Origin of the sequence: Providencia sp. PROV252, assembly GCF_033676005.1 — a bacterium.
Taxonomy (GTDB): Bacteria; Pseudomonadota; Gammaproteobacteria; order Enterobacterales; family Enterobacteriaceae; genus Providencia; species Providencia vermicola.
This window is the reverse complement of sequence record NZ_CP096294.1, coordinates 460967-474800: the sequence shown is the minus strand read 5'-3', so window position 1 is coordinate 474800 and position 13834 is coordinate 460967. Positions and strand designations below refer to the sequence as shown.

The 13834-nt window shown below is 40.7% G+C and carries 9 protein-coding genes; 2 read left to right on the top strand and 7 right to left on the bottom strand.

The genetic code is table 11. From position 1 onward, the window contains the following. Nucleotides 1–90: 90 nt before the first annotated feature. Nucleotides 91–603, bottom strand: coding sequence for a chorismate lyase (gene ubiC / locus M1F05_RS02080; protein WP_206086360.1), 513 nt, complete (start codon nucleotides 601–603; stop codon nucleotides 91–93). Nucleotides 604–901: 298 nt separating this feature from the next. Continuing rightward, nucleotides 902–2548 carry a glucose-6-phosphate isomerase gene (gene pgi / locus M1F05_RS02075; RefSeq protein ID WP_206086221.1) on the bottom strand — a complete coding sequence of 549 codons (1647 nt, stop codon included), beginning with the start codon at nucleotides 2546–2548 and terminating at the stop codon, nucleotides 902–904. Nucleotides 2549–3199: 651 nt separating this feature from the next. Between pgi and lysC the strand changes: the two genes are divergently transcribed. Then, on the top strand, nucleotides 3200–4576 hold the full coding sequence (gene lysC / locus M1F05_RS02070; protein ID WP_206086220.1) for a lysine-sensitive aspartokinase 3: 1377 nt from the start codon (nucleotides 3200–3202) through the stop codon (nucleotides 4574–4576). 61 nt (nucleotides 4577–4637) lie between these two features. Here lysC and M1F05_RS02065 read toward each other — a convergent pair whose 3' ends face one another. The 3 genes from M1F05_RS02065 to metH all read right to left on the bottom strand — a co-directional run bounded on the left by M1F05_RS02065 (nucleotide 4638) and on the right by metH (nucleotide 10624). After that, on the bottom strand, nucleotides 4638–6107 hold the full coding sequence (locus M1F05_RS02065) for a tetratricopeptide repeat protein (protein WP_206086219.1): 1470 nt from the start codon (nucleotides 6105–6107) through the stop codon (nucleotides 4638–4640). A gap of 175 nt (nucleotides 6108–6282) precedes the next feature. After that, nucleotides 6283–6873, bottom strand: a complete 591-nt coding sequence (locus M1F05_RS02060; protein WP_206086218.1) for a hypothetical protein — start codon at nucleotides 6871–6873, stop codon at nucleotides 6283–6285. Between the two features lie 67 nt (nucleotides 6874–6940). Continuing rightward, on the bottom strand, nucleotides 6941–10624 hold the full coding sequence (gene metH / locus M1F05_RS02055) for a methionine synthase (RefSeq protein WP_206086217.1): 3684 nt from the start codon (nucleotides 10622–10624) through the stop codon (nucleotides 6941–6943). A gap of 206 nt (nucleotides 10625–10830) precedes the next feature. Here metH and iclR point away from each other — a divergent pair, with 206 nt between their 5' ends. Next, complete coding sequence (gene iclR / locus M1F05_RS02050) at nucleotides 10831–11661, top strand: glyoxylate bypass operon transcriptional repressor IclR (protein ID WP_206086216.1); 831 nt, start codon at nucleotides 10831–10833, stop codon at nucleotides 11659–11661. Between the two features lie 83 nt (nucleotides 11662–11744). Here the strand turns inward: iclR and M1F05_RS02045 are convergent, their stop codons facing one another. Further along, a complete protein-coding gene (locus M1F05_RS02045; RefSeq protein ID WP_206086215.1) occupies nucleotides 11745–12638 on the bottom strand; it encodes an N-acetylmuramoyl-L-alanine amidase in 894 nt (297 codons plus the stop codon). Nucleotides 12639–13211: 573 nt separating this feature from the next. Then, on the bottom strand, nucleotides 13212–13481 hold the full coding sequence (locus tag M1F05_RS02040; RefSeq protein WP_225820633.1) for a helix-turn-helix domain-containing protein: 270 nt from the start codon (nucleotides 13479–13481) through the stop codon (nucleotides 13212–13214). Nucleotides 13482–13834 lie beyond the last annotated feature (353 nt).

Here is a 13834-nt window from a genome sequence, read left to right as displayed (position 1 = left end):
TGTTCACACCACTCAGTTGAGCAAATCACGGATTTTTGTGTATTAGTGTCGTGTTTTGCCAAAATCTATAATTTGAAATAGTTTGGATAATTAACGATATGCAGGTGATTCTGGTAAAAATATCTCGGTTAACAATAAAGGTTTATCGGATAACCTTAATCGAGAGCGGCGAACCCAACGTTCTGCGGAACGACCAATATGAATGTAATCACGCGTTAGGTTATCTCGACTAAATAAATAGCGCCCTAATGGCATCCGACCAATATCCACTAATTGCTGGTCATCATCGGTGAGTGTTTCTTCCGGAATGACCGTACGACCAAGCAACCACGGAGTACCATCTCCATACATAACCACTTCGCGCACCCAGTAACGATGACTTGCAGGTAAATTTTGTGCTTCTTCCGTACTCAGCATCACTTGCGATACATAGCGTTCTAAATATGGAATAACAGTCACTTTCTGGCTATGTTGTTCAAAACGTTTTGTCATGGAGCCAAGTTCAAGTAACCAATCGAGCATGTTAGCGGGAACTCTTTCATCATCCTGCGCAATCCATTCAATTGGCTGCGAGGTAAATAGCGTTTCATCCATTACGTAAATTCCACCATGAATAACATGGTTATGATTTCTGTATTTCTTACCAAGTAGAATATCACGTTGTTTTGCTACAAGGTTAAAGTTAGCTAACAATTTATATAAAAAGTCACAAATTCAACACAAATTGTAAAAAAATAGTGAAAGATTCCATAATTAATAACATGTTATAAACAAAAATAAAATTCGTTAACACTTTAATAATCTAGCTGACATTAACTTATTCTGATGTTTCTTCTAATAAAGAAAACGGGAAGCCACCGACACTTCCCGCTTAATTTCACGACGTAATTTCAATAAACCATTAACGCCAAGCTTTATAGTTGTTAATTAAGCCATTGGTTGAACTGTCGTGGCTGCTGACTTTTTCACTGCTTTCTAATTCAGGCAGAATGCGGCTCGCTAATTGTTTACCTAATTCTACGCCCCATTGGTCAAACGTGAAGATGTTTAAAATCGCCCCTTGAGTAAAGATTTTATGCTCATACATCGCGATTAACGCACCTAATGAATATGGCGTAACTTCTTTGAGTAAAATCGAGTTCGTTGGGCGGTTACCTTCAAATACTTTATACGGTGCCACATATTCCATATCGGCCACTGATTTGCCTTGTGCAGCAAATTCAGCATCGACCACTTCACGCGTTTTTCCAAATGCTAGCGCTTCTGTTTGCGCAAAGAAGTTAGAAAGCAGCTTCTCGTGGTGGTCACCCAGTGGATTATGTGTGACTGCTGGCGCAATAAAGTCACAAGGGATCATTTTTGTCCCTTGGTGGATCAATTGATAAAACGCATGTTGCCCGTTCGTCCCTGGCTCGCCCCAAATAATTGGGCCAGTTTGGTATGAAACGGGGTTTCCATCACGGCCGATATACTTACCATTGGATTCCATATTGCCTTGTTGAAAGTATGCCGCAAAACGATGCATGTATTGGTCGTATGGCAGAATCGCTTCAGTTTCTGATTCAAAAAAATTGTTATACCAAATGCCAATCAACCCTAACAATACGGGGATATTTTTCTCCAGCGGTGTTTGGGTGAAATGCTTATCCATTGCATGAGCGCCATTCAATAATTGAACGAAGTTATCAAAGCCGACGGATAAAATGATGGATAAACCAATCGCTGACCATAATGAATAGCGGCCACCAACCCAATCCCAGAACTCAAACATATTGTTGGTATCAATACCAAACTTAGCGACTTCTTCACCATTGGTGGAAAGTGCCACAAAGTGCTTAGCAACCTGGCTTTCATCTTTTGCAGATGCTAAGAACCAATCACGAGCTGAATGCGCATTAGTCATTGTCTCTTGCGTAGTGAATGTTTTAGACGCAATTAAGAACAATGTCGTTTCTGGATTCACTGTTTTCAACGTTTCAGCGATTTGCGTGCCATCCACATTAGAAACAAAGTGCATATTCAGGTGGTTTTTATAAGGGCGTAATGCTTCAGTCACCATGAATGGGCCAAGGTCAGAACCGCCAATCCCGATATTCACAACATCGGTAATCGCCTTACCCGTAAAGCCTTTCCATTCACCACTAATAATGCGTTGGCTAAATTGCTGCATTTTTTCCAGCACAGCATTAACGTCAGGCATCACATCTTTACCATCTACGTAAATTGGTGTGTTGTCGCGATTACGTAAAGCCGTATGCAGCACAGCACGGTCTTCCGTGCGGTTGATTTTTTCACCCTTGAACATACTATTAATGGCACTTTCTAGCTCAGTTTCTTTTGCCAGTGCTAATAAATTGTCTAAGGTTTCTTGCGTTATTCTATTTTTGGAGAAATCCACTAAGATTTGACCATCGAACGTTGCCGAAAATTTGGTAAAGCGGTCTTTATCTTGCTCGAACAAATCACGCATATGCACATCTTTTATTTGCGCAAAATGTTGTTCTAGCGCCCGCCATGCAGCCGTCTGGCTTGGATTAATACTTCTCATGGATAACACTCTCCAAACAATTTTCAATAGAAATAGATTGTAACCCGTCAAGGAAACAGGGCTTATCGGTTTTCTGCGTTATATTGATATTCCCCAATTCTGCCGTACTTTTCCAGACTTAATTATCCCTTTTATATGAAATACGCACTTTCAATGCCATTTAGCTTAAAAAAAGCGACAAGTGAAGATAGACCGATGAGTATACACAAGTATGTGATTCGGCTATCTGAATGCAGTCAACACCCATGCAGCTTGAAAAAGTGACTAACCTATATACGCTAAATCATTCGAGTTGCATGTAGGCGACAAGTGAAGATAGACCGATGAGCATACACAAGTATGTGATTCGGCTATCTGAATGCAGTCAACACCCATGCAGCTTGAAAAAGCGACTAATCTACATACGCTAAATCATTCGAGTTGCATGTAGGCGACAAGTGAAGATAGACCGATGAGCATACACAAGTATGTGATTCGGCTATCTGAACGTAGTCAACACCCATGCAGCTTGAAGGATGACGCGTATGACGAAAACCGATAATAACCCCCCCATCATTAGAATTACTGATTTGCTTCGATTCTTGATTGACGCGATTCTATTTACCCGATAAATCTATATAAAGTTTAGGTTTAACCAAAGGGATTGACACCATGAATACCGTAGCGTCTTCGTCAGACAACAATCAGTTTGTTATTGCAAAATTTGGTGGCACCAGTGTCGCGAACTTTGAGGCAATGAACAACAGCGCAAATATTGTTCTTTCCAACCCCAACGTGCGCGTTGTGGTACTTTCCGCCTCCGCAGGCATTACTAACTTATTGATTGAATTGGCTGAAGGTTGTGACGCTGATAAACGCAATGCGCTACTGCAAAAGGTTAAAGATATTCAATATGCAATTATTGATAACTTACAGACTGCAGAGGTTATTCGTGAAGAAATCAATCGCTTACTTGATAACATTGCCCATTTAGCAGATTCTGCATCTCTTGCCACTTCAGATGCATTGACAGATGAAATGGTAAGCCATGGGGAATTGATGTCGACTCTGCTTTTTGTTGAAGTTCTACGCCAACGCAATGCCAACTCACAATGGTTTGATGTGCGTAAGATCATGAGAACCAACGACAGTTTTGGACGTGCTGAGCCTGATCTCAACCAGTTAAAAGCCCTTTCAGAACAACACTTACAAACTCGCTTAGGCGAGTCAGTCGTGATTACGCAAGGCTTTATTGGCCGCGATGAAAAAGGCCGAACAACCACATTGGGACGCGGTGGTAGCGACTATACCGCAGCCCTATTGGCTGAAGTATTGAATTTATCTCGTGTCGATATTTGGACAGACGTTCCTGGTATCTACAGCACTGATCCGCGCGTAGTAGCAAATGCACAGCGTATTGATGAAATCGCCTTCGATGAAGCGGCAGAAATGGCAACTTTTGGGGCAAAAATTCTGCATCCAGCCACATTACTACCCGCGGTACGCTCAGGTATCCCTGTGTTCGTAGGCTCCAGTAAAGCTCCAGAAGCGGGTGGGACAATTGTCAGTGACAAAACCACGAATCCGCCGCAATTTAGGGCATTGGCACTGCGTCGTAAACAAACATTATTAACATTACATAGCCTGAAAATGCTGCATGCGCGTGGGTTCTTAGCAGAAATTTTCACTATCTTATTGCGCCACAATATTTCCGTGGACTTAATTACCACTTCAGAGGTGAGCGTTGCATTAACGTTAGATACCACAGGTTCAACAGGGACAAATGGCAGCTTACTCACCAACGCTCTCATGACAGAGCTTTCTGCATTATGCCGTGTTGAAGTGGAAGAAAACTTAGCGTTAGTGGCAATTATCGGTAATGAACTGTCGCAAGTGAATGGACTCGGGAAACAAATTTTCGGTGCATTAGAGTCCTTCAATATTCGTATGATCAGCTACGGAGCAAGCAGCCACAATATTTGCTTGTTAGTTCCAGGTGATGATGCGGAAGATATCGTTCGTACATTACACAGTAACTTATTCGAATAATCCACACGATCCGATCAAAAAACGATAAGGCGATCTTCATGATCGCCTTTTAATTGGAAACTTAACGCTTTTTCAAGTTTTCCATCGATTGATTGATATTATCGGTATAGCGCAGCATCGAGGCCTTAACCTCTTTATTATTCTGCAAGAGCGATAAATTACGTTTTGCCGTTTCATTCCCTAACTCTGCTGCTCGCTCAAACCACATCACAGAACGAAAAATGTTTTTCTCTCCGCCTTCACCTCGGGCATACATCACCGCAAGGTTATTTTGCGCATCACTATTTTTCTTAAAAGCCACTTTTTCCAATAGTTGGCGTGCTTTCTGTGTATTTTGCGCAACACCCGTTCCCGTTAAATAGAAAATCGCTAATTGGTTTTTGGCTTCAAGGCTATCGTTTTCCGCCAGCTGCAGCCAATTAACGACATCCTTGATATTCACATCATTTACTTCACCAGCAACATACATCTTCGCTAATTTAATTTGCGCATCATCAGACTCATTCTTGGCTAACGCTTTGTATAGCTCAATGGCTTTTGCTGGGTTTTTCTCAATACCACCTAATCCTTTTTCATAAAATTCAGCCACTTTCATACCCGCATCCAGTGACTCATTTTGTGCAGCACGCTCGTACCAAACAAATGCTTCGGCTAAATCTTTCCCGACGCCATCTCCAGATTCATAGGCACTTGCAATAGCCAGTTGCGCATCAACGTTATTTTGCTGAGCGGCTCGTTTATACCAGTACATTGCTTGATAGCCATTTTTTTCGATGAGCAAATGGCCTTGCTGATAAAAGTCACCCATATTGTTTTGCGCAATCGCAGAGCCCATATTGGCCGCTTGGCGATAGAGATAAATAGCGGTTTCATCATTTTTTTCAACACCTTCACCATTTTCATACATCACGGCAAGGTTGTTAACGGCGGCGGCGATATTATTGACGGCACTTCGCTCATACCATTCACGAGCTTTTTGGTAATCCACATTCCCACCAAGACCATCATGGTAAAAAAGCCCCATAGCAAATTGTGCATTAGCATGTTCTTGCTCTGCAGCTTCCGAATACCACGCTTTGGCTTGCTTGAAATTTTGCGTAACACCTAAACCATGCTCATAAAAGTAGCCCAGCGCATATTGGCAATATGCATCCCCTTTTTCTGCACCACGCCGATACCAACGCTCAGCTTGTTTATATTTTTCCTGATTTTGCAATAACATACCGAGATAATAATCCCCATCAGTATTACCCAAATCAGACACTTTTTTAAACCAACGATAAGCTTCTTTATCATCAATGTTTAAAAAATCAGTTCCTTCCATATAGGCAAGCCCAATATCCACCATCGCATCAACATCCCCTGCTTTAGCCGATCTTAACTGAGCTTTAAAATCATCGGGAAGCACCACATCACGACTCTGCGCTGTCGTTTCTGCTGGTTTATTTTTTGTGGAAGGCGCTTCAGAAGTCGCCTGAGCAAAAGAGGTTATACCCAAACAAACTACTAAAAATAAATACCGTAATTTCATCACCACAACCTATTCATTGGCGTTATATTGCTAACATAACACTCCAATAAAAAATTCATAAGGGATTCAAGCTGAAAAAACACGATTAGAAAGTAATTTCGTCGAAAAGCTTAGGTGATGTTCATTCACGACTAAAATGACCACCACCTAAATCAAAGATTAAACCATCAGAAACTTAATTAACACGGTAACCACCATGTTTACTAGCAAATAAATTAAATTTGCCCCATTCAATCAGTAAATGCTCCAGTTTTTGATGGCTAATTTTGCATAACTCAGAAATTTGCGACACCACAAAGTGGTTTTCACTCACCAACTCGGGAGCGAATACCTCTGCTATCCATTCGCACTCTTTCGTCGTCACTAACCAACCATCATTAGTGGAGAACTTATGGACTGGGATCATGCCCTCTTTGCTACTTTCTTGCGATAGTAGCTTGTTTTCATCCACTTGTGCCTGATGAAATGCCGCAATCTCTTCTTGCGAAGGCAAGGGTTCTACCGCTAAACGTTCTTCCAAAAACAAATAAATTTCTTCTGCACGTGCGGGGGTTAACTCACTTTTTAACCAAATTTGGTTAAAACAGTGCTCATCAAGGGACTCATCTGTATCGAGCTTATCCATAATTTGTAAGATGCTCATCATGGCACTAACCGCATCTTCACTCATCAGAAAAGTGCCAGGTGCCGCACTGTTTTGGCTCTGATAAGGAAATGCCACAGATTGTGGCAGTTCATTTTCAATAATAAATTCATAGCTCATCATTGGACCCCTTTAATGTCTTTATCCATAAGATGGTGCCAAACACCTGAAAAATCAATACACTGTTTTATCAATCTTCAGGGTCATAGCCTAAGTTAGGGGCTAACCAGCGCTCCAGTTCCGTTACCGACATCCCTTTACGCTGTGAATAGTCCATTATTTGGTCTTTTTGCAACTGCGCCACCGCAAAGTATTTACTGTCTGGGTGACTAAAATACCAGCCCGATACCGCCGCCCCTGGCCACATTGCATAGGAGCTTGTCAATTTCATCCCCACTTGGTTTTCAACGTCTAATAACTGCCAAATTTTCTCTTTTTCTGTGTGCTCAGGGCAAGCAGGATACCCTGGTGCAGGACGAATACCTTGGTAATTTTCGCGGATTAGCTCTTCATTACTCAAATTTTCATCCGCCGCATAGCCCCAATATTGGGTACGCACCTGCTGATGTAAATATTCTGCAAATGCTTCCGCGAGCCTATCCGCCAGCGCTTTGACCATAATTTTATTATAGTCATCATGCTGTTTTTCGTATTCATCCGCCAGCGCATCCTCTTCAAGGCCACCTGTAACAGCAAATGCCCCAATATAATCTGCTTTACCGCTATCTTTTGGTGCCACAAAATCTGATAAGCAATAATTCGGAAAATCCGTTTTTAAGGTTTGCTGGCGTAGATTCAAACTCCGCGCTTGAACGTTAGCACGAGTTTCATCCGTATAAATTTCAACATCGTCACCAACACGGTTGGCAGGGAATAGGCCAAAAATACCTTTGGGAATCAGTAAATGCTCTTTTTCAAGTCTATCTAACATCTCATTGGCATCATTCAATAACTTACGAGCTTCAGACCCGACGACTTCGTCTTCTAAAATACGCGGGTATTTGCCTGCCAATGACCATGTCATAAAAAATGGCGTCCAGTCGATATACTCTCGCAAGGTCGCTATTGAGGCACTAACTTCTTGAACGCCTAGCGATTTTGGTACAGGAGGCTGATAAGCTTGCCAGTCAATATTCACGGCATTCGCTCGTGCGATATCCAGAGTAACGGGTGGGGTCTTCGGCCTTCTTCGCCCATGTTGTATACGCACAGTGTCATACTCACGACGCGTGCGCGCAACAAAATCCTCTTTTTGTGTTTCAGATAAGAGTGCAGCAACAACCCCAACAGTACGTGATGCATTCTGTACATAGGTAGTTGGCCCTGTATAATTTGGCTCAATTTTTACCGCAGTATGTGCTTTCGAGGTTGTTGCGCCGCCAATCAATAATGGCAATGTGAAACCTTGCCTTTCCATCTCTTTTGCGACGTGCACCATTTCATCAAGAGATGGAGTGATCAAACCAGACAACCCAATAATATCGACATTTTGCTCACGCGCCGTTTTTAAAATTGTTTCACATGGTACCATTACACCTAAATCAATGATTTCATAGTTATTACACTGAAGTACTACCCCAACAATATTTTTGCCAATATCATGGACATCGCCTTTTACGGTGGCGAGTAATACCTTCCCTGCACTACTACCTGACTGCTTAAGCTCTTGAATGTACGGTTCTAAATAAGCCACTGCTTGTTTCATCACACGAGCCGATTTCACCACCTGGGGTAAGAACATTTTCCCTTCACCAAACAGGTCTCCGACCACGTTCATACCGTTCATTAATGGCCCTTCAATAACTTCAATGGGGCTCGATGCACGCTGGCGCGTTTCTTCTGTATCTTGAATAATAAATTCGGTAATCCCTTTCACTAAAGCATATTCTAAGCGCTTTTCCACATCCCAACTGCGCCACTCCGCCTGTTGAACTTGCTGCTCAACCGAGCCTGAACCGCGATATTTTTCAGCCAGCTCCAACAAACGCTCCGTACTATCATCACGGCGGTTTAAAATCACATCTTCGACGGCATCTTTTAACTCCGTAGGCAGGTCGTCATAAATGGCTAATTGCCCCGCGTTGACGATCCCCATATCCATGCCATTACGGATCGCGTAATACAAGAACACCGCGTGGATCGCCTCTCGAACAGGATCATTTCCCCTAAATGAGAAAGAAACGTTGGAAACACCACCAGAAATCATCGCATGGGGAAGCTGTTCTTTGATATCCTTACAAACCTCAATAAAATCAACTGCATAATTATTATGTTCTTCGATACCTGTCGCGACAGCAAAAATATTAGGGTCAAAAATGATATCTTCAGGGGGAAAGCCCACTTCTTCCGTCAAAATCTGGTAGGCACGGCGGCAAATTTCAATTTTCCGTTCACGTGTATCAGCCTGGCCTACCTCATCAAATGCCATGACGACAACAGCAGCACCGTATTTGCGCAATAATTTGGCGTGTTCAACAAAGGCCTCAACTCCCTCTTTCATTGAAATGGAATTCACAATACCTTTGCCTTGTATGCACTTAAGGCCTGCCTCGATAACGTCCCATTTCGAGGAGTCAATCATAATTGGCACTCGAGCAATATCGGGCTCTCCCGCGATCAAATTCAAAAAGCGCACCATAGCCGCATGGGAATCCAACATGCCCTCGTCCATATTAATATCAATAATTTGGGCACCACTTTCCACCTGCTGGCGAGCCACATCTAAGGCTTCTTGGTAGTTTTCTTCTTTAATCAAACGCTTAAATTTTGCTGATCCTGTGACATTGGTTCTTTCCCCCACATTCACAAACAACGATTTTGCCCCAATGTTTAACGGTTCTAACCCTGAAAGGCGGCATTCAACAGGTAAACTGGGTAATTGACGGGGCGATATCCCCTTTACAGCTTCCGCCATTTTACGAATATGCAGCGGTGTTGTTCCACAGCACCCACCAACAATATTCAAGAAACCTGCTTTTGCCCATTCTTGGATCTGCTGCGCCATGTTTTGTGCATCAAGGTCATATTCACCAAAAGCATTTGGTAACCCCGCATTAGGGTGAGCACTCACATAACATTCAGCAATTCGTGACAATTCTGCAATATATTGACGCAACTCATCTGGCCCTAATGCACAATTCAGCCCAAATGATATCGGCTGCGCATGACGCAATGAGTTATAAAAAGCTTCTGTTGTTTGCCCTGAAAGTGTTCTGCCTGAAGCGTCAGTTATTGTTCCTGAAATCATGATAGGCAATGACACGCCCAACGCTTCAAGCTCAGTTTCTACTGCAAAAATAGCTGCTTTGGCATTCAACGTATCAAAAATAGTTTCGATCATGATCAGATCAACGCCACCTTTTACAAGTGATCGAGTTGATTCTCTATATGCCTCAACTAATTGATCAAAGGTGATATTACGAAAAGCAGGGTCGTTCACATCTGGAGAAATCGATGCAGTTCGGTTGGTTGGCCCTAATACCCCAGCAACATAACGTGGCTTTTCAGGGGTTTTCCGTGTCCACTCATCTGCACATTCACGAGCAATACGTGCAGCGACTTCATTAATTTCTGCGGAAATTGCTTCCATTTTATAATCCGCCATCGCAATAGATGTGGAGTTAAATGTATTGGTTTCAACAATATCTGCGCCCGCTTCAAAATATTGACTATGAATTTCTCGAATGATCTCAGGCTGAGTGAGGACTAACAGGTCATTGTTGCCTTTTAAATCACTTGGCCAATCCGCAAAACGCTCACCACGAAATTGTTCTTCTGTTAGTTTGTGCTGCTGGATCATTGTCCCCATCGCACCATCTAATACCAATATACGTTTTTTTAATTCTTGTTCTAATTGATTCACTTTTTCGGACACTGCACTGCCCTCCTGATCGGAAACACTGAGAAATAAGTCAAATTTTTACACTTAACATCCTACCATAACTTTTGTGTTTGAAATTCACTGTTATGATGAGAGTTTCTCAGGTTATGTGACGATCACTTCCTCACTGATCCGATGAGTATTTTCAGCTTAGTTAGTTCATAATAGAATCAAATTTCATTACAGTCAGGAGAGGCTTAATGGCAACGGCACCAATTACAAAAAAACTTAAAAAAGCAAAAGGGCCAGCAAGTGGTGCAACCGCAGCAGGGCAAGTTCAATCATTAAGCCGTGGACTCACACTGTTGGAATATATTTCTGAATCTACTGGGGGCATTGCTTTAACTGATCTCGCATTACAAGCGGGCTTACCAAACTCAACAACACACCGGCTATTAATGACCTTAGAACAGCACGGCTTTGTACGCCAAACGGGTGACTTAGGTTTGTGGGTTATCGCCTCCAACGCCTTTATTATTGGTAGTAGTTTCTTAGAAAGTCGGAATTTGTTAGCGTTAGTTCACCCTATTTTACGTCGTTTAATGGATGAATCTGGTGAAACCGTCAATTTAGCGATTCTTGACCATACTGAGTACGATGCCGTTATTGTCGACCAAGTACAATGTACTGCATTAATGCGCATGTCTGCGCCAATTGGTGGCAAACTCCCTTTACATGCATCTGGTGCAGGTAAAGCGTTTATCGCTAATTTACCTGAAGATAAGCTCATTCCACTTTTAAGCCGTAAAGGGTTACATTCTTATACCCCCTTTACCTTAACCAACCCTTCTGCATTAAAAGAAAATTTACAGCAAGCCAAGAAACAAGGGTTTTCTTATGATGATGAAGAGCATGCTTTAGGCTTAAGATGCATTGGTGCCTGTATTTATGATGAACACAAAGAGGCTTTTGCTGCGATATCTATCTCTGGGCCGTTATCTCGAATCACAGATGACCGCATTACAGAGTTAGGTGCGATGGTCATCAAAGCGGCAAAAGAAATTAGCCGCGAGTATGGGGCAAATCGCTAGTTTCAGCATCTCAGAAACATAAAATGCGGGGAAACCCGCACTTTTATTGGTAACACACTGTAAAACCAAGGGTGTTTAAAAAACTAATCCCCTTGCTGTGTAGTAGGAACATGTTCTAGCTGCCTCGTTCTCTCAAAGGCTTTAAATTTTGATATATCGCGATATTTTTCAATCAATGCAAGGGCGATAGCTTCTGTCTCTGCATCCGCTAACCCCTCAATATCCCGCGGTCTGAAGTGTAATTGAAATGCACGTAAGGTTTTTTTCGTTTGTACATCCAACTGACCTGATAACGGAATACCTGAATACCCGTAAAACTTCAGCGCTTTCTGGAGACGAAGTATATTAGCAGGCTCATTCACATTTCGTTCTGCAAGGTACTTACTCACTGTTTTAGGATCAGGCCAAGCCCCGATACCTTGTTGTGAAAGGCGTTGCCATGGAAAGGCTCTACCAGGGTCTTGCTTACGTAACGGTGCAATATCACTATGACCAATGATATTCTCGGGAGGAATGTTATACCTCTGCATAATATCTTTTAATAACGGAATTAAGGCTGTAACCTGTGACTCATTAAAAGGAGGCCAGCTTTTGTCCCCTTTTTTATCTCCCTGAAAGCCAGCATTCACAATTTCAATCCCTATTGAAGAATCATTCAGGCTGGTATGGTAAAGCCACCGGCTATCACCTGCATGCCAAGCCTTTAACTCTTCAGGAACGAGTTGCAATACAATGGGTTTACCCTCTTTAGTATCTGGATGACTTGGAATTAGATAGTGAGAACTGACCTTACCTTTCGTCAATATTTTAATAGAATGATTATCATCAGACACCGTATAGTGCAAAATAACATACTGGATGCGTTCACTGGTATTTTGAGAAGGGTAGCGTTTATCGACGTAATAACCATTATTTGACGTGGGAGCTGTACACCCAACAAGTAAGAAAATGAAAAATATCCCTATATATTTCAACATCAAACTTTAACCTTATCCTACCTGTAGTGTGTTACATATTTAAACACAAGGTTATCGATAACACTATAGAAACCGTACAGCTTTTCTATAGTAGAACTTAATAGAAAAATTGTAGGTAGAATAAATTAGCATAGGTGCATTTTTTTAAAGCTTACCTACCCTCTTCTATCTCTTATAGAAAAAATAAGTAAGCTTGTTTTTCATACTACAATACATTTTTTATGTTCAGAATGAAACAAAAAAACTTTCATCAATCACCATTTTTTACTAATAGGCGCTTGTTGTTACCCACTTAAAAAATGAAATAAAAATACAAAAAATTATTAAGAAGATATTAATCGCTTTAATTTGAAAAAATATTAATTCAATTAATTACAGTTGTGCAAAATAGACTTGAATATTTTTCACTCTTAAGAATTTATCATCATAACGATACTTATAACAGTAAGTACAATCCATTAATTTATTTTTATTAGGCAACGTAATAAATGAGAAATCAGTTCCTTGTAGGTAGAATCACTTTTTAATACAGCAGATTAACCATGAAATTTATTGAAATATCATAAAAAATTTTTAACTTGGTATTAGCTCATTTTTTTCATACTCAACCTGTTTTATGATCAATTTAGTAATTTCATTAATATCGATATCTAGAAAAATGACTATTTCAATTAATTTATCTAAACTTAATTTGTTAATTCCTAACTCATAACGAGACACTTGTTGCTGGCTTAACTGAATAACTGAACCTAGCTCATTCCCAGATAACCCCTTGCTCACTCTAGCTTTTCGTAAATGATTTCCCAATAATGCATAAATATTTTTCTTGTTAACGATATGCATAACCATCTCCTAAATAAGAAAATAAAATTTAGCTAGTATTAATCATTATAAAATTAATCGAATACATTTAAAATAGTTATGAACAATCAAAATAACAGAAATTGATAGGTAAACCTGTTTTTTATATACAAAAAAAAGAGACTTTCGTATTATTTATAAAGCAATCTATTGCTTTATAAAAGCTTTTTTTAAATTTAATGCATTTAAAATATATTGTGATACTTTATTGATCAAATCGATAATTTAATATCCTTTTACACTTTTAATGTTACTGGTAATAATTAGTAACTAATAAAAATACATACCAATTCATATTCTTAATTTAATTTCATTTTTTAAAAATAGTGAAACTA